The sequence below is a fragment of the Planctomyces sp. SH-PL62 genome, assembly GCF_001610895.1.
Classification (GTDB): domain Bacteria; phylum Planctomycetota; class Planctomycetia; order Isosphaerales; family Isosphaeraceae; genus Paludisphaera.
Genome location: NZ_CP011273.1, coordinates 5,702,474 through 5,718,108, shown reverse-complemented (window position 1 = coordinate 5,718,108; position 15,635 = coordinate 5,702,474). Strand labels below are relative to the sequence as shown.

General features: G+C 62.8%; 17 protein-coding genes and 1 pseudogene. 5 read left to right on the top strand and 13 right to left on the bottom strand.

Annotated features, from left to right (window positions below):
• Positions 1-251 precede the first annotated feature (251 nt).
• A pseudogene (locus VT85_RS30095) lies at positions 252-668 on the bottom strand (hypothetical protein); the annotation flags it as partial.
• Between the two features lie 54 nt (positions 669-722).
• On the opposite strand from VT85_RS30095, the gene VT85_RS29380 reads away from it, so the two are divergent.
• On the top strand, positions 723-1,289 hold the full coding sequence (locus VT85_RS29380) for a hypothetical protein (protein ID WP_231871427.1): 567 nt from the start codon (positions 723-725) through the stop codon (positions 1,287-1,289).
• Positions 1,290-1,332: 43 nt separating this feature from the next.
• On the opposite strand, the gene VT85_RS22395 is transcribed toward VT85_RS29380, so the two are convergent.
• From VT85_RS22395 to VT85_RS22345, 11 genes are all read right to left on the bottom strand, one after another.
• A complete protein-coding gene (locus VT85_RS22395; protein WP_068420180.1) occupies positions 1,333-1,533 on the bottom strand; it encodes a helix-turn-helix transcriptional regulator in 201 nt (66 codons plus the stop codon).
• Between the two features lie 16 nt (positions 1,534-1,549).
• Positions 1,550-1,843 (bottom strand): hypothetical protein, encoded by a 294-nt coding sequence (locus tag VT85_RS22390; protein ID WP_068420178.1) that lies wholly within the window; start codon positions 1,841-1,843, stop codon positions 1,550-1,552.
• A gap of 143 nt (positions 1,844-1,986) precedes the next feature.
• Complete coding sequence (locus tag VT85_RS22385; protein WP_068420176.1) at positions 1,987-2,490, bottom strand: hypothetical protein; 504 nt, start codon at positions 2,488-2,490, stop codon at positions 1,987-1,989.
• Between the two features lie 46 nt (positions 2,491-2,536).
• Entirely contained in the window at positions 2,537-3,289 is a 753-nt protein-coding gene (locus VT85_RS22380; protein WP_068420174.1) for a hypothetical protein, read from the bottom strand.
• A 43-nt stretch (positions 3,290-3,332) separates the two neighbouring features.
• Positions 3,333-3,521, bottom strand: a complete 189-nt coding sequence (locus VT85_RS22375; protein ID WP_068420172.1) for a hypothetical protein — start codon at positions 3,519-3,521, stop codon at positions 3,333-3,335.
• Between the two features lie 102 nt (positions 3,522-3,623).
• Complete coding sequence (locus tag VT85_RS22370; protein WP_068420171.1) at positions 3,624-4,544, bottom strand: hypothetical protein; 921 nt, start codon at positions 4,542-4,544, stop codon at positions 3,624-3,626.
• A 2-nt stretch (positions 4,545-4,546) separates the two neighbouring features.
• Complete coding sequence (locus VT85_RS22365; RefSeq protein ID WP_068420170.1) at positions 4,547-5,752, bottom strand: hypothetical protein; 1,206 nt, start codon at positions 5,750-5,752, stop codon at positions 4,547-4,549.
• A 73-nt stretch (positions 5,753-5,825) separates the two neighbouring features.
• Complete coding sequence (locus VT85_RS22360) at positions 5,826-6,176, bottom strand: hypothetical protein (protein ID WP_068420169.1); 351 nt, start codon at positions 6,174-6,176, stop codon at positions 5,826-5,828.
• A gap of 50 nt (positions 6,177-6,226) precedes the next feature.
• Complete coding sequence (locus VT85_RS22355) at positions 6,227-8,092, bottom strand: type IV secretory system conjugative DNA transfer family protein (RefSeq protein WP_068420168.1); 1,866 nt, start codon at positions 8,090-8,092, stop codon at positions 6,227-6,229.
• 114 nt (positions 8,093-8,206) lie between these two features.
• Positions 8,207-8,998 carry a ParB/RepB/Spo0J family partition protein gene (locus VT85_RS22350; protein WP_068420167.1) on the bottom strand — a complete coding sequence of 264 codons (792 nt, stop codon included), beginning with the start codon at positions 8,996-8,998 and terminating at the stop codon, positions 8,207-8,209.
• Between the two features lie 92 nt (positions 8,999-9,090).
• Positions 9,091-9,309: a hypothetical protein gene (locus VT85_RS22345; RefSeq protein WP_068420166.1), complete on the bottom strand. Its 219-nt coding sequence runs from the start codon at positions 9,307-9,309 to the stop codon at positions 9,091-9,093.
• A 479-nt stretch (positions 9,310-9,788) separates the two neighbouring features.
• Here VT85_RS22345 and VT85_RS27935 point away from each other — a divergent pair, with 479 nt between their 5' ends.
• Positions 9,789-10,055 (top strand): hypothetical protein, encoded by a 267-nt coding sequence (locus VT85_RS27935; protein WP_156513030.1) that lies wholly within the window; start codon positions 9,789-9,791, stop codon positions 10,053-10,055.
• 78 nt (positions 10,056-10,133) lie between these two features.
• Here VT85_RS27935 and VT85_RS27040 read toward each other — a convergent pair whose 3' ends face one another.
• Complete coding sequence (locus VT85_RS27040) at positions 10,134-11,339, bottom strand: HEAT repeat domain-containing protein (RefSeq protein ID WP_197490936.1); 1,206 nt, start codon at positions 11,337-11,339, stop codon at positions 10,134-10,136.
• Positions 11,340-12,136: 797 nt separating this feature from the next.
• Between VT85_RS27040 and VT85_RS22330 the strand changes: the two genes are divergently transcribed.
• From VT85_RS22330 to VT85_RS22320, 3 genes are all read left to right on the top strand, one after another.
• On the top strand, positions 12,137-13,030 hold the full coding sequence (locus VT85_RS22330; RefSeq protein ID WP_068420160.1) for an ArdC family protein: 894 nt from the start codon (positions 12,137-12,139) through the stop codon (positions 13,028-13,030).
• 286 nt (positions 13,031-13,316) lie between these two features.
• A complete protein-coding gene (locus VT85_RS22325) occupies positions 13,317-13,631 on the top strand; it encodes a hypothetical protein (protein ID WP_231871426.1) in 315 nt (104 codons plus the stop codon).
• Positions 13,632-13,708: 77 nt separating this feature from the next.
• On the top strand, positions 13,709-15,607 hold the full coding sequence (locus tag VT85_RS22320; RefSeq protein ID WP_082858803.1) for a ParB/RepB/Spo0J family partition protein: 1,899 nt from the start codon (positions 13,709-13,711) through the stop codon (positions 15,605-15,607).
• The last annotated feature ends 28 nt before the right edge of the window (positions 15,608-15,635 follow it).

The following is a 15,635-nucleotide window of genomic DNA, read 5'->3' as shown; positions in this document are numbered from 1 at the left end:
GACGAAACCCCTGCTCCGGCAGGGGTTTTTTCGTTTTCCGGGCCATTGGCCGGGCCGGGATCTCCGCCATCCGCTGACAGCTCCTGCCTCAATGCGCCGCCCGAATCCCGACCCATTTCCGACCGATCGGCGTTTGCCGATGTTTTGGGAAGGGGCAGCCCGGCCAGCGCCGCCGCCTGGTCCTCCAGGCCGATATGGGTGTATTTCATCGTCATCCGCACGTCGGCGTGCCGGGCCAGCTCCTTGGCTTCCACCAGCGTGGCGCCGTTCCTGAGCAACCCGGTGACGTGGCTGTGCCTGCCGGCCGCGTGGAAATCGGCGATGCCGTCCGGCGTTTCGTAGGGGATGCCGATGCGCTCCAGATCAAGCTTCACCATCAGCCAGGTTTTTTTTCGGTCCAGCCGGGGGAAGAGCGGCTGGTCCGCATCCATGCCTGCAATCCATTCTGACACCATCGCCACCAATTCCGGGTGCATCGGCAGCGTGTCTTCCCGCCGGTGCTTGGAGCATGCGGCCTGCACCTTGAGGATCGGCTGGGCGGCATGGAGTTGGAAGCTGCGCGGCGTCAGGCTAGCCAGTTCCGCCCGGCGGAGCCCGGTCAGGAACGACATGAGATAAACCCGCGCCCGCAATTCGCCGCTATAGCCCTGAATCTCGCAGCCGCTCATCCGGGCGGATGCCACCAGCCGTGAAACCTCTTCCGGCGCGAGCGCCCGACGCTTGTGCCGCACATCCGTTTCAGCGTTCAGCCGGTCGATGCCGGCCACCGGATTGACGGTCAGGCGTTTGCTCGCCACCAGCCACTTGCCGAATTCGTCGATCGCCTGCAGGTAGTGGTTGTAGGTGCGAGCGCCCAAGTCCTCTTCCCGGCGGATGGATTTGAGCGCGTTTTCCACCGCTTCCGCGTCCAGCTCGCCGAGCGTGGAAAAGCCGCAGGCTTCCACCAGCCGCCGCACCCGCGTCATGGTGAGCTTGCGGTGCTTGGGCGTGGCGTTGTCCAGCGAACGCTCGAACGCGGCCAGGTGCTCGGAAATGGCTGCCTGCTTGATGGCAAGCAATCGTTCCTGCGCCGGATCGATCATCCCGCGCCGCCGCAGGAGCACTTCGTTTTCGAGCTTCGCGGCCAGCTGTTCGGTCAGCCCCTTGTCGGTGAAACCTTTGGCATACGCTCGCTTGCCGTCGGCATCGACGTATTCGATCCACCAGGGCTTGTTTTTCTTGCCCTTGTCGCGGCTCTTCTTGAAGACAGACGCCATGGTGACGGCTCCGCCGGGGGAAAGGTGCCTTGATCTACGGTAACGGGGGAGTGGAATTCGCGCCAGCCGGATTTGCTCATTTACCATGCGGTGGCTGGCACCCAGCCTCGATCCAGCGCCGGATTTCGTCCGAGCGCCACCGGGTGTTGCGGCCCAGCCGCAGGGGCTGCGGCAGCTGCCTCGCGGAGAGCAGGCGCCACAGCGTCCGCTCCGAAATTCCAAGCAGGCCGGCCAGCTCTTCCGCCGAGATCAGCTGCGGTGCGGTGTCGGTGCTCATCGTAAAGCATGCTCCTTCAGAAACCGCCATGCCCGTCATGCGTGCATGGCGATTCGGTCCGATAAAATTCCGGCATGGGCAGGCAAAGTTGCCTGCCGTCGCTGATCGTGACGAGCAGCGATTCCTCCGGGCCGAAGAGGGCGGTGGCTACCACCTGGCCGGCATCGTCCACCACGTAGGAGAGCCAGTGATTGCCCGGCTCTTCCCAGGAGGTGCAGGCCATTTCCCAGATCACCGCCGCGAGCGTTTCCCAGGCATCGACGGTTTCAATCCGGCCGTCGCTGGCCCGAAGCGTCTGCCAGGTGAACATGTTTCCTCCGCAAGGCTACGCCGGCCGAAATCCGGCGCCAAAATGTGCGTTCGGAGAGTGCGTTCGGAGAGATGGAGCCTTGCCGCCACTTCCCCGGCAGCAGAGCGGCAGCGATTCCTCGCGTGAACTCAATGCCTTGGTGCTCATCGCCGCACCCTCCTGGCTTCGAGCATATGGACGAGTTCCCAGAGCAGGACGGCGATCACGCTGATTTCGGCTGGTGCCAGGAAAGACTTGATGGACGGCATGGGGCTGCCGCACGCCCAACCCATCAGGGTGATCAGGAGCATGACGCCGGCCCATAAGCCCGCTGTCAGGACCGCTTCCCGCGACAGGCTGCGCCGATGGGCGCGGTGACGGATATGCGTGCGCATGGCGTTTTCTTCCTCCACGTCCAGGAACGCGCCGAGCGCCGCCAGCTCCTCCAGCCCGGAGTGGATGGCGGTATAAAAATCCCGGTCCAGGTTGGCCGCTTCGCTCTCGTTCAGATGAGTATTGATGCGGGCACGGCACTGCTTGGCCAGCCGCAGCGCCATCGCATGGGTGACGGTGGCCGGCGGATGTCTGGCCATGAATCCAGCCAGAATCGCGGCGCGGCACGCCGGCGTTTCTTCCGCCGGTGCCGCCTGCAGATAAAGGTCCGACATGATCGCCTTTCCTCCGATGAAGCTTGGTGGGGTAAGGAAGCGGCGGCTACCGCCGCCGCGGGCCGCGCGTGTGCGCGGGTTCCGGCGCCGGGCAGGGGTTGGACGGCTGCGCCCGCTCGGATTCCGGCGCATCGCCCGCCTTGCGGCCGAACATCACATCCCAAGATGTGTGAAAGGACACGCCCTTGTGCGGGTTGCTCGGGGCATTCCGCGCCAGCGCGGTAAGCTTTTCGCCGTGCCCGAGCGCGGCATCCAGGGCTTCCGGACTGATTTCCCCGTTGCGTAGCGGGTAGTAGAGCGCTTCGTAATGGGTTTGGCTGTCGAGGCCGAAATCCACGATGCTGGCGAGGCTCGGCCAGCAATCCAGGCAGACCGCTTTGATCAGGCCGCGTGTTGTATCGCGGATGGAACTGCCGGGCGTCGCCACGCCGGGCGTTGCGTGTGGACCCAGATCCTGATGCGCAGTGAGCAGGGGGAAAATCCCATGGGCCTGGAGCGTGTCCATCAGCGTCATGGGTTTTTCCGGCCCCAACGTGGCTTCTTCGGCCTGGAAATGCTCCAACGCGTTGCGGATTTCGGATTCCGGCTGGCGGGCGGCCTCACGCTGAAACTCCGGCCAGGTCCTCTCCGCTTCCCGGAAATAGACCTCTTTCAAGCGTTCCGCCGGCTGCATTCCCACCACCGGATCGAGCGCATGGGCTTCCAGGTAGTGCCGGTACTGCACGCGGTTCACTGTGTCGAAAAGCTCCCGCTCTTTTGCCTTCCGCTCGGCTTCACTCCACTGCGGCGTGTTGCTCATGCTGTAATCTCCTGGTGTTCGAGAGCGATGCGATGGCTACGCATTAGCGGCTAGCAGGCGTGGGCGTCTTCAGCGCTTCCAGTTCGCGCCGGGCGATCAGATAGAATTCACGGTCGGCATCGGCCCATTCCTCTTCCCGCAGGCACGCCTGCACGATGCTCCGGCACTGCCGGGCGATGCGAATGGCCGCTTCGTGGATTTCGGGCGTGGTCGCTATGTGCAAGGGAATCATGGGTTTGAACCCTCTAGAGCGCGCGGAGTGAGTATGCCGGGCAGATCGGTGAGGATCTGCCCGGTAGTGGAGTCCGGCAGCCGCTTGGTGCCGGCCGTCGCGTTACTCGGGTGCGGGTGACGGATTTCCCTTGCTGAAATCCCGCTTCGGCCAGGCGGCAAGCCTGACCGCGAGCGTGACCAGCCCCATCCCGCCGGCCGCCACCAGCAGCATGGCCAGCGGCCTGGCGCTGGCATGGGCGGTTTCCTCGATGGCCTTGCCGGTCGCCGCCGCCACCGGGGCGATCGCTTCCCTGGCGACGGAATCCGCCACCTGCACCGTGCCGGATACGACCGGTACCGCCACTGTCATCGCCAATTCCTTGGTGCCATCGATGAAGGGAACCGGATCGTTCAAAAACGCCGTCAGCACGGCGGCGGACGCCAGTTCCTTCTTATGCTCCCAGATGAAGTTCATCGCCTTGTCACCGTAGCGGGCAATCACGCCCATCAGCTCCGGGGTGCGGCCAATGGCAGCCAGCTCGCCGCCATCGGCCAGCATCGCCAGCCGCCTGCCGCTTTGCGGACCGATCGCCTTCATGGCACGCACGGCCGGCGTGCCGAACTGCTCCAGCACCGGCTCCGCGATGCCTTTGTGGCGAAGCAGCGCTTCCGCAGCGTCATCGCCGAATTGGGCGAATAGACGCATGCCTTGCGGCCGGGACAGCAGCTCCGCCGCTTCGTCCCCGTGGCGCACCAGCAGCCGCATCACCTTCGGCCCGTGCTCGCCGGCATCATCGGCGAGCGTGATGGCCTTGGTGCCGACCGCCCGCACGGCATGGATCGCGTCATCGCCGTGCCGGGAAGCCGCGCCAGCAATGCGGATACTGAGCTGTTCCGCGCCTTCGCCCGCGGCTTTGGCGCCGAACTTTTTGAGCAGGTATTCCGCCGCCTCGCGTGCTGCCTTCGTTCGATCGGCCCTGGCGGTGCTACCCAACGCCAGGCAGGCAATCACCGTCAGGATGGGAATCGCTCGGAAACGCATGGTCAATCCTCCTGGTAATCGTCGAGCACGGCCTTGGCGAATTTCAGGATGTCGCCGCGTGGGGTGGATTTCGCGGGATCGATGCCGTAGAGGCGGGTAGTATCCGCCTTCGGGCCGTATATCTGCCGGTAGAGCGCGAAATGCAGTGCCACTTCCCGGCGGTTGTACATGGCTTCCATCAGCACCCGGAGGCCGGGATTGCCGTGTTGCTCCAGCGCCTTGAGCGCCTTGGAGCAGGCTTCCCGCACCTCCGCGTCGGGGTAATCAAGGGAAAACGTGTAAAGGCCCCGGTACAACTGGCGCTCTTCTGCATCGCCTTCCAGAGTCAGCAGCCGGAGCTGATCGAGCGCGGTGTGCACATGGCCGACGATGCGCGCTTCCGGGTCATAGCCGCTGATGTCGATGGCACCCTTCAGCGTGTCATCCACCGTTTTGCCGGCCATCAGGTTAATGGCCGTTTTCTTGATGAAATGATCGTCCCTGCGGTTTAACAGTTCCCCGGCCTTGTTTCCAAGGAACCAGGAAGCGGCTTCACGGGCGATCAGCACGCCGACATCGGTGCGGGCGGAGGAGGCAATCGCTTCCACCGCCTGATCCATGGAAGGGCAGGCCGTGGCGAAAGCCGGCAGTACCGGCAACGCGAGCTTTCCGGCCAGCGCTTCGTCCGGCAGATCGGCGCGGAGCGCCACAATCAGCCGGTTTTCCTCCGCCTGCAGCTTGGCGGCATATTCGGCCATCGCCCCATCCACCGCCTTCCGCAAGCGGTTGATGTCAATCACTTTGACTTCCAACCGGCACCGGATGTGATCGTGGAACGGATCGGGCAGGAGCGCATCCACTTCCGGCGGCAACCAGTGCCCGGCATTGCCGAGGCCGAACCATTCGTAGAGCTTCCGGTCCACCTGCCTGAACGCCGGTTGCGTGAGGCAATCCAGGTACATGGCTTTGCCGCGCCACCCGAGCAGATCCTCCGCAAACGGTTTGGCCGCGCCCCTGGCGTCCGCGAACACCGGGTCAAAATGCTGTTTCAGCACCGGATCGATCGCATTCAGGCCGGTGGCTGCGCATTGGTCCATCCGCTCCATGGCCTTCGCCCAGGCGGCATCCTCTGGTGTGGCAGGAAACCTGGCCTGCTGCGCAACGGCGGGTGACGTCAGCACGGCCAGGATGATGAGTGAGCAAGGCCACGGTCGATATCTCAACGTCATCGAAGGAAATCCTTGATGCGAAGGGAAGGAAGCCTTCCGTGGCGAAACTCGCGCGTCCGTGCGGTGACAGCGTTTAGCGGCCACGCCCGCCGCGTTCCTGGTGCATGGGTTGCGCATCCAGACCGTGATCGGGCTGCTGATCGCGGTCGAACACGCCGCTTTCGCGGGCGACTTCCGCCGAAGTGGGGTTGAGGATGGAGCCGATTTCGGTGCACTGGATGGAATCGGGGAAGGCTTTGAGCGCCGTGCCGATTTCATCCGCGCCCTGGCGGAACGCGGCTTCGATGGTGCCGTCCTTCAGGATGGGATGCGCGGCGGCGCGGATGCCCATCACCACCGCCTTGCCGGCATCCAGCGCCTGCCCGACCAGGCTTTGCCTGGGTTGTTCCAACTGCTGCTCGTTCTGCGGGGTTTTCTCGGCCATGGTTGCGTCTCCGGGTGAGGGGAGGGAAAACGAAGCGTCCGACTCACCGGCTAACGCCGGTAAGTGTTCCGGTAGGGCGGCAGCTTGCCGCCCTTCTTGGCCTGGCTGGCGGCGACAGGTGTTTTCGTCGCGGGGATGCCCTGCCGCTCCTCCAGCAGCAGGAACATCCCAAACGCATACAAGGCGGCCACGCCGAGCATCAGCAGGGAGCGCACGCCATCGCGCAACCCCAGCCGGTTCCGCCCCATCGGCGGACCGCCCTGGAATTCCGGGTCGTTGTAGTAAAACACCCGCCTGGCCAGAATCGGCGGCATGTTCTTGTGGGTGATGATCACGCGGTCTTCGGGCAGGCGCAGGATTTCATCCGGCGTCAGCAGATCGCGGCCGGTTTCGTTGGTGGTTTTCGAGCGGTTGCGCGTATAGGTGCGTTGCTGCGGCGGCTGACCCAGCGAGCTGCCGACCGGCTTGGAGGTGGAATCGCCGTCCGTTTCGGAGGTGACGACGATGGTTTCCTTGCCCAGCCGCTTGCTGACGGCTTCGGCGCTGGCGTAATCGTTCAGGCCCCAGTAAATCTGGGTATCCATGTTGTCCAGGAACTTGCCCGGTTCGCCGAAGCATTCCTTCAGTTGGGAGACGCTTTGGTAGAAGAAAAAGAGCCTGATTCCGTACCCGCGAAGCAACGATATCGCATCCTCCAAAACTTGAAATCTGCCGATATGCGCGGCCTCGTCGAGGAGGAACAGCACCGGGCGCGATTCGTCGGCACCGTCGCGGGTGAGGTAGCGGAGCAAACTCACGATCCACAGCCGCAGCAGCGCCGCCTGTGTGTGCAGCTGATCTTCCGGGATGGTGAGATAGATGCTTAAGCTGCCGCTCCGCAGCCCCGCAGGGTCGAAGGAGGTGGAACGCATGCTGGCCGCGACCGGCAGCGAATCGAGGAACGAGCAGTGCCGCGCAACCGTCGTCAGCACTGAGGAAAGTTCTTCGCCCTGGTAATGCGTCAGTTGGTTGCCCAGACGCTTGAGCATGCCCCCCATGGCGGTAGAACGCTTCATCGCCGCAATGGCGGTCTTGAGCGATTCCGGGCTAGCCAGAATGTCCTGCACCGTCTGCAGGTTGCGCTCCTCCGGCGTCCCGTGCGCCACCACGAAGGCGATGATCGAGTAAAGGAACCGCTCGGCACTGTCATTCCAATGCGGGTCCGTTTCGTGGCCGGTGCGGATCACCATCGCATTCGCCACGGACTTGATTTGATCGAGCGCCCGCGGGTCATCGTGATGGATAAGGCTCAGCACGTTGAACGTGTCTTTACTACCGCCGAAGGGGTCGAGGTGTACCACTTGCTGGCCGAAAAACTTCCGGCGAATCCAGGCGGTGATCCGAAACAATTCCCTCTTCGGATCGTTCACCACCAAGGAACCCCAATGCGCAATCGCATTGGTGATGGCATAGGAAACCCCCTTGCCTCGGCCGGATGGGCTGAATGCGACGACGTGCGTAAACACCGGCAGGCGGATCAGCACGCCGAGCTGTTTTCCGCGGAAGCTGTCCAGGAAACGGCGGCACGCCTTGTCGGCGCGGGATATCGGCGCGGTCATCAGCTCTTTGATGAGCTGCAGGCGGGATGGCCGGAATGCCGCATCGGCACGGCCCAACACCAGGCCAAAGACGCTCCCCAGCATGCCGTAAGCAGCGAGATCCGCCATATCGGCAAAGCGGGCGGTTCCGTACGCCCCGCTGGTCGAGCGGCGGCGCATCCGGCTGAGGAGGAAGAGCCCGGCTATCAACCCGGCGGGCACGGGAAACATCGCGGCCACCATGGCGGTGCCGGCGATCAACAGAACCACCGAAAGCGACAGGCACAGGCGGCAAACGGCCACCCAGCCGAGATAGATCATCCGGCGGAGGAATCGCATGCATTCTTTCCTTTCCATCGGTTAGCAGGATTCGGCGCGCCACTGGCCGTGCGCGGAATCCCCGCTCCCCGGATGAAGCGGGGATTCACACGCGGCAGGCAATCGGGTTAAAACTCAGGTGGATGAAGGGCGGCGGAGCGATTTGGCGAATGCCGGCAGGTCCATGCCCTTCTGCTCCGCCTGCTGAAGCTGCTGCTTCAGCTCATCCAGCGCCTCGGACAGTTGGGCGAGCGTGACGCCGCGGTGCACGCTCAGCGGGAAGGATGCCAGGCGAATCGCGTGGCTGCGCTGCTTGTCCTCCGTTTCAGCGGGTTCCGGCTTGCCGAGCATCGTGCGAACCTGCTTCCGCGTGATCGGTCCCTTCACCTGCTCGGCCAGGTGGATTTGCAGTTCCGGTGACAGCGCCGCCAGCTCATAGCCGGAGGTTTCCGGCAGATCGCGGCTGTCCACCCGCGCCAGCAGCGCCGGCGTGAGTTTGAGCAGGGCCAGCTTCTTCGTCACAGTGCCGTTGGACACATTCAGGAGCGACGCCAGCTTGGAGGCGTTCAGTCCCTGGCGCTCCATCAGGCATTTGTAGCCGGCTGCTTCCTCCGAGGGTTTGAGATCGGCGCGTTGCAGGTTCTCGATCAGCTGGTAAATATCCGCCTGGCCATCCTCCAGCGGGCCGGGAAAAACACGCGCCCAGATGGTTTTCAGGCCGAGCTTCTGCGCGCAGAGCACCCGGCGGTTGCCCCAGATGGCGAAGTAGCAATCGCGCGCCGCATCAGCCCAAAGGCCCGGCGGCTGCAGGATGCCGTATCGCTGGATGGACGCCTGGAGCGAATCCAGCTCGTAAGCTTTGCGGAAATTGTCGGGATCGAGGTGCACCTTGGCGGTCGGCACCTCCACCGGCGGCGGCAGGACCATCGCGGTTTCTCCGAAGGAAGCGAATCGGGTTCATCGGCGGAGCACCTTTCTGGAAAAGGTGTGCGTTGAGGTTTGGAAAAAACCGTGATTTGTCAGCCGGCCACCGGGGTGCCGGCCACAGTCATTTCGGCCGGCGCGGGCACGCTGATCTTGATGCGCCCACACTGCATAGCTGGAAGCGCATTGGCCGTTGGCGCGGCCAGGATCAGGCAGGCGGGATGGACGAGGATGGTGAGCGGTTCAAAGCCCGGTGCCGGTGCCGGAGCGGCGATGAACACGGAGCTAAGCGGCTGATCGTTATGCCGAATCATGGGGTTGCTCCTTCTGCCCGGACGGATGATGGACGCTCACCACGCACGGCAACCGGGCACGCCGCGTGGCAGCAGGTGTTAAAGGTTTGCTCAGAGGTTTTCAGCGTTTGGGGAAGAGGCCGGTACGGACGATGGCTACGCCATCCCAGCGGTCGACTGGAAATCCCCGGTCGTAGACCAGGCTAGGGTTTCGCCTGATCGTTGGGCCGGGTGCGGCCGGCTCATATCCGACAGCCATATCCTAAGGGGGGAAAATCGATCGGCAAGAAGTGTTAAGCGGGACCGAACACCCGGCCGTCCAGCCCTGATTAAGGCTGCCTGCCGGAGGATTGCCTGGCGAGTGTCTGGGCCTGAGCTTCGATGTCTCGAATCAGTTGCTGGGCATGATGAGGCCCGCTAGCAAGCCCATAACGGATATACAGTTCAGACGCGTCCGCGGCATAAGCCTTCTGATCTTCGATATATACCGGATCGCGCGGATGACCTATCGCCTGGAGAAAGGCCCCTTCCGCCACCATTCGCTCCGCGAAGAGCATGTGACCTATCGAATCCCCGGCGCTTCCTGGTTTCTGCGTGTCGAACAGGGTGCGTGTTTCGTAATCGGTATCGACCTGATCGGCATGAAGGCGTCGAACCGCCCCAAACGTGAGTTTATCGCTGGGGAAATCGATTTTCCCCATCTCTATGTTCAACGCGTCAACCATGATCCGCCTGCCGCACCAAAGTCATTCTCCTCTCCTGCATAGGGCGATTATTGTTAACCATGACTGTCCATTTGTTCAATTTAAATATTGCCGGTGCAGACTTTTCGTTCGCCGCCCCCCTCACTCTCTGTCTGGTAACAAGCGGAAGAAGCCGAACCAATCGGGGGCCAGGTGCCGCCTCAGGAATTTGTCTGTCCACTGCCATGCGGCCTGAGCGTCATCGGTAAATCGGGCGGGCAAGCCCTTCGGTTTTGAAACGATCTGAAAATCCGGATTCTTCATCACAGCAGGAAAGAAATCCATCAACTTGTCGAAAATTACGCTGAATGACTGCACGCTGGTGGGAAGGTCATCGTTAGCCAGATTGTGGAAATGATGATTCAGCAAAGCCTCCCTGGTCGCCCTCAATGAGTTTCCGCCTTCCATATAGGCGCGCATAACAATGTAGAACATTTTGAGTTGAATCATCCGGTTGAGCGCGTCCGCTTCGAGAACCGCCAATCGCAGCCGGTTTTGACTATTATCGGTCCAGCCTCGGCTGAATGCGTCGAGGACGCCTTGGGCATACGCGGCGGCCACGCGGACGTGCGGCTCCTTGTCGGTGTGGCGCAAGATCCATACAGGTTTCCAGGCTTGCTTGGCAGCCGGCCCGATCCAACCTAAGGACTCGGCGGCATAGGCGCGGACGTAGCTGTCTTCATCAGCTAAGGCTTCGATCAAAGGAGGAACCGCGTCCTGTGCGGCTGGGCCGATGTGTCCAAGCGAACGGGCAGCGCTTTGTCGAACTCTTCCGGCAATGTCGCGTAGTAGCCGGATGAGCACGGGTACTACGATTTGTGCAAATGGGTGGTCGGGTTCTCCGAGGGCGCCAGCTACACAGACGCGAACGTTGATTTCTGCGTCCCCAGCAGCCTCAACGAGCGCCGAAACCGTCACCTGATCAGCGGGATCGATTTGACCAAGTGCGGATGCTGCATAGCTTCGATCAAGCTCTTCGCCATGGCGTAACGCAAGGATCAAATGCGGGACCGAAGCCTTGGCTTGCAATCCGATTTGCCATAATGAATCGTATACAGCTCGACGTACGTCCGGTTCTCTGTCCTTGAGGCCATGTATAAGGGTTTGGATCGCTTGGTCATTAATCGGCTTTATCCATCCCAGTGCAGCGGCAGCGGCTACGCGAACTTCGGCAGCCCGATCGCTCATCGCATCTGCCATCACAGCCACGGCTTGTTCGGCTTCCTGCCCTAGGGTTTTTAAAAATTCAATATGGTCATCACTGGAGGTTTCCGCCGCCTCTCGAATCGCTCTCACGAGCGGGTTCAAATATCGCACTCGACTCGGATGTTCCATATGTCACGCATGCCCATCGAAGCGTTGCTTAGCAGATTGCGGCAACCACACGGAAAGACAAGGTTCCACGCTAGCGTTCTTCTCTGCAGGCAGGGAAGGTGAATGCTATCCCCCCGCCCCAGATTGCATGTGGACAGTCCGAGTCGTTTCGGCGAATCCTGGGGGTGGCGGTGACGGCCTATTTCCCCATGAGAAAAGGACTTCCGTCGAAATTATACTCGATTGCCTGCCCAGCGTGGAGACGGAACGCCGGAGCACGGTGATTCCCGGCCAGCCAGAAGCCCTAGGAGCGACGGAAACGCTGCGTCTGCCCAATTCCCTCTGCCAATGCCGTTCCGCGCATTTGGTGACAACCCAGGCGGGTTCACGGCCTATCCAGAGCCTTACCCCTGCCGGAGCGGAAGCTGGGCGGGGTTGCGAGAGCGTAGGCAGGGGTGCCGCCTGCAGCGCGGGCGGCAGATGTTCAGTGCATGCAATCTCGTGCTGGCACCCCGGCAGGAGCCGGCCGCGTGCTCCCAGGGTCCGCTTCGCTCCCGTGCCTCCGGCACCGGCTACCGCCGCCTTACCGCTCGCTGGTGCGAAACACCGGGGGTGATCCCCCAGGGTTTTCAAGGGCCGCTTCGCTCGAAACCGCATCTTCCGCGGCTATCGCCTTGTGCAGACACGGTTTCGTCCCTTGATAACCCTTCCCCCCTGGAAAGCCCTTCCCTTCGTTCCGGTTGAATGCGCGCCGCATTCAAACCGGACATATCAACGAAGGAGCAAGAGCCATGAACACCGACCGAGCCGATATCTATACCCGCGTCACCGACCACATCGTTTCCGAGCTGGAGCGCGGCGTGCGTCCGTGGCTCCAGCCGTGGAACGCCGAGCATCTGGCGGGCAAGATCACCCGCCCACTTCGCTCCAGTGGCCAGCCGTACCGTGGAATTAACGTGATTCAACTCTGGATGAGCGCCGCTGCCCAGGGCTTTGCCGCCCCGCTGTGGATTACCTTCAAGCAGGCCAGGGAATTGGGCGGCCACATCAAGGCCGGAGCCAAGGGCACGCTGGTTGTCTATTCCGACCGCATGACCAAAACCGACACCACCGACGATGGCGAAGAGGTGGAGAAGGATATTTATTTCATGAAGGGCTATACCGTCTTCAACGCCGAGCAGACCGAAGGCTTGCCCGCTCATTTCTACGCGACCGCTTCCACCCAGCTCCAGCCGCAGGAGCGGATTGCCCAGGCTGACCTCTTCTACGCCAATACGCAAGCCGACATCCGCCATGGCGGCAACCGGGCTTACTATGCGGAAGCGCCGGATTACGTGCAGATGCCGCCCTTTGAAACGTTCCGCGATGCGCAGTCCTATTGCTCCACGCTCGCCCACGAGCTGACCCACTGGACGAAGCATGGCAGCCGATTGAACCGGGATTTTGGCCGGAAGAAGTTCGGCGATGAAGGCTACGCCCGCGAAGAGCTGGTGGCCGAGCTTGGCGCCGCGTTCCTTTCCGCCGATCTGGCGATCACGCCGGAGCCGCGGGAAGACCACGCCAGCTACCTGGATCACTGGCTGAAAGTGCTGAGGGAAGACAAACGCGCCATCTTCTCCGCCGCTGCCGAGGCGCAGAAGGCGGTGGATTTTCTGCACGCCCTGCAGCCGAAGCCGGAAGGCTGAACACAGAACATAGGCCGGCGGCGCGAAGCCGCGCCGCCGGCAGCACCGCCACCGCGTGGGCAACGCCCCCAAGCGGGGCCTGCAGCCCCATCGCCGTCAAGCGGCAAGCCTCCGGTCGCACGGCGGTGTCCCCAGTTTTCGGCTGCCCGCGCGCGGCCAGCCTGCAAACCGGGTGATTCCCCTCCGCCGCCCGACCGCCTGACGGCTCCCCCCGCTCATTGCCGCTTGGCTAGCTCATTGAATGCCGGGCGCATTCAATGTGTTAACCATATTAGGAGACGAACTTATGACGAACATGCAACCCGAAAAACCGCCGTTTCCCCGGCTGGTCATCGCCAACCCCAAATTTCCACTCGGTGACGTGGTGATGACCGCCAACGCCGCCGAACAGCTTCCCTCGGTGGAAGTGGCGCACGCTTTGTGCCGCCACGCGTCCGGCGATTGGGGAGAGGTGTGTGAGGATGACCGTGCCAGCAACGAGGAAGCGCTGACCGAGGGCTACCGGCTGCTATCGGTCTATCGTGCTGGCGAAACCGTGTTCTGGATTATCACCGAGGCCGACCGCAGCGTCACCACGGTACTGATGCCGGACGATTACTGAGTTAAACGACTGACCGGGCGGGGATTGCAGCCCCGCCCGGAATTCCCCCGAAATGCATACAAACGGAGATTGACACTATGAATACGCAACTAATCGAAGTCAAGAAGCTTGCTAAATCCCCGCTCAACGTCCGGCGCACCGGAAACGCCGCCGCGTGCGACGAGCTGAAAGCATCCATCCGCGCCCATGGCCTGTTGCAGAATCTGAGCGTCCACCCTGCCAAGAAGGGGAAATTTCAGGTATTTGCCGGAGGCAGGCGGCTGGCCGCACTGCACGCGCTCCAGTCGGAAGGCCATCTGCCGGACGATTACGCCGTGCCCTGCCACATCTACACGGAAGCACAGGCGCAGGAGTTGAGCTTGGCGGAAAACACCGTGCGCCACGCCATGCACCCGGCGGACGAGTGTGAAGCCTTCGCCCGGCTGGCCGGGCAAGGGCTATCCTCCGCCGACATCGCTACGCGCTTCGGCGTGGAGGAAGCCCATGTTCTGAAACGCCTGAAACTGGCGCGGGTCGCGCCGGAGCTGCTGAGCGCGTACCGCGCGGGAGAAATCAGCCTCGAATGCCTGATGGCTTTCACGTTGACCGATGACCACAAGCGGCAAGTGAGCGTCTATCGCGGCTTGTCGGAGTGGCAGCGTAACGCCCGCGACATCCGCGCCCTATTGACCGAAACCATGCCGAGCGGCAAGGACAGGCTGGCGGTGTTCGTCGGGCTGGATGCCTACCAACAGGCAGGCGGTATCATCCGCGCCGATTTGTTCGGGGAAGCGGTCTATCTGGAAAACCCGGAGCTTTTGCACCGCATCGCCGCCGAGCGGATGGAAGCGGAGCGGCAGGCGCTGCTGGCCGAAGGCTGGGCATGGGTCGAGATCATGCCGGAGCGCGACTGGCAGTTTCTCCACCAGTGCAGCCGGATTACCCCCAAACCGCTGAACGTGCCGGAGGAGCTTCTGGAACGCCAAGCCCGTGCAGAATCCGAGCTGAACGACATTCTGGCAGCGCTGGACGACACGGAATCCGAGGCGCTGATAGAGGCACAGGAGGCAGCCGAGGCGGCGCTGGAAGCCATCGCCGCCGAGCTGGCACGGTTCACCGCTTACGATCCAGAGCAGATGCAACTTGCCGGATGTTGCCTCATCATCGGACACAACGGGGCATTGGAGGTGGAAAAAGGGCTGTTGCTCAAAGGCGATGCCAAACGGCTGGCAGCGCCCTGCGCCCACGCAAAGGGCGCGGCAGGAAAAATGCCGGATTCGCTCCGCCGCGATCTGGAAGCCTACCGCCTGCAAGTGGCGCAAGCGGCCATCGCCGGAAACCCGGCGCTCGCCTTCGATTGGCTGGCCTTCACCCTCGTCCGTGACGCATTCGGCCAGCCCATTTCAACCGGGCTGGATATTCGCCTGATTGAGCACCGGGGTAAATTCGACGGAGCCGGCGACACGGCAGCGGCGAACGCGATGGAGGCGATTCGGCAGGGCTTGCCCCGGCATTGGCTGGAGCCGGAGGAGGAAGCCGAGCAATTCCGCCAGTTCCGGGCGATGCCGGAGACGGCAAAGCACGCCATCTTCGCCTTCTGCGTGGCGCAGAGCCTACAGCCGCAGCTCTCCACCGGCCATGAGGCAACCGCCTATGAGCAGGCGATGACGCTGACCGGCGTGGAGGTGGCCGCTTTCTGGCGACCGGGCAAGGCGCAGTATCTGAAGCGGCTCACCCGCGCACAGCTGCTGGCGCTCGGTGCCGAGCTTGTGGGCGAAGCGTGGGCGTACCAACGCATGGACTACAAGAAAACCGAGCTGGTGGAGCGGCTTGACGCCGCGTTCCGCGAGCCGGAGCAGCCCGGACACAGCGCCGAGGCGGCGGCAAAACTCGCCGCGTGGCTACCGGAAGGCATGGCGTTCCTGCCACGGGAGGCAGAAGCGGCGGAACCAGTAGTGGAACCGAACGCTATTGGCGTGGAACACGCAGCCGCCTGATGCGTTACGGGGTGGGCGGCTTGGCCGC

What these genes read in the sequence shown, in the direction of transcription:
- VT85_RS22395 (WP_068420180.1), bottom strand. Translation starts at nt 1,533, where the DNA reads ATGAGCACCGACACCGCACCGCAGCTGATCTCGGCGGAAGAGCTGGCC.
- VT85_RS22390 (WP_068420178.1), bottom strand. Translation starts at nt 1,843, where the DNA reads ATGTTCACCTGGCAGACGCTTCGGGCCAGCGACGGCCGGATTGAAACC.
- VT85_RS22385 (WP_068420176.1), bottom strand. Translation starts at nt 2,490, where the DNA reads ATGTCGGACCTTTATCTGCAGGCGGCACCGGCGGAAGAAACGCCGGCG.
- VT85_RS22380 (WP_068420174.1), bottom strand. Translation starts at nt 3,289, where the DNA reads ATGAGCAACACGCCGCAGTGGAGTGAAGCCGAGCGGAAGGCAAAAGAG.
- VT85_RS22375 (WP_068420172.1), bottom strand. Translation starts at nt 3,521, where the DNA reads ATGATTCCCTTGCACATAGCGACCACGCCCGAAATCCACGAAGCGGCC.
- VT85_RS22370 (WP_068420171.1), bottom strand. Translation starts at nt 4,544, where the DNA reads ATGCGTTTCCGAGCGATTCCCATCCTGACGGTGATTGCCTGCCTGGCG.
- VT85_RS22365 (WP_068420170.1), bottom strand. Translation starts at nt 5,752, where the DNA reads ATGACGTTGAGATATCGACCGTGGCCTTGCTCACTCATCATCCTGGCC.
- VT85_RS22360 (WP_068420169.1), bottom strand. Translation starts at nt 6,176, where the DNA reads ATGGCCGAGAAAACCCCGCAGAACGAGCAGCAGTTGGAACAACCCAGG.
- VT85_RS22355 (WP_068420168.1), bottom strand. Translation starts at nt 8,092, where the DNA reads ATGCGATTCCTCCGCCGGATGATCTATCTCGGCTGGGTGGCCGTTTGC.
- VT85_RS22350 (WP_068420167.1), bottom strand. Translation starts at nt 8,998, where the DNA reads ATGGTCCTGCCGCCGCCGGTGGAGGTGCCGACCGCCAAGGTGCACCTC.
- VT85_RS22345 (WP_068420166.1), bottom strand. Translation starts at nt 9,309, where the DNA reads ATGATTCGGCATAACGATCAGCCGCTTAGCTCCGTGTTCATCGCCGCT.
- VT85_RS27935 (WP_156513030.1), top strand. Translation starts at nt 9,789, where the DNA reads ATGACCTATCGCCTGGAGAAAGGCCCCTTCCGCCACCATTCGCTCCGC.
- VT85_RS22330 (WP_068420160.1), top strand. Translation starts at nt 12,137, where the DNA reads ATGAACACCGACCGAGCCGATATCTATACCCGCGTCACCGACCACATC.
- VT85_RS22325 (WP_231871426.1), top strand. Translation starts at nt 13,317, where the DNA reads ATGACGAACATGCAACCCGAAAAACCGCCGTTTCCCCGGCTGGTCATC.
- VT85_RS22320 (WP_082858803.1), top strand. Translation starts at nt 13,709, where the DNA reads ATGAATACGCAACTAATCGAAGTCAAGAAGCTTGCTAAATCCCCGCTC.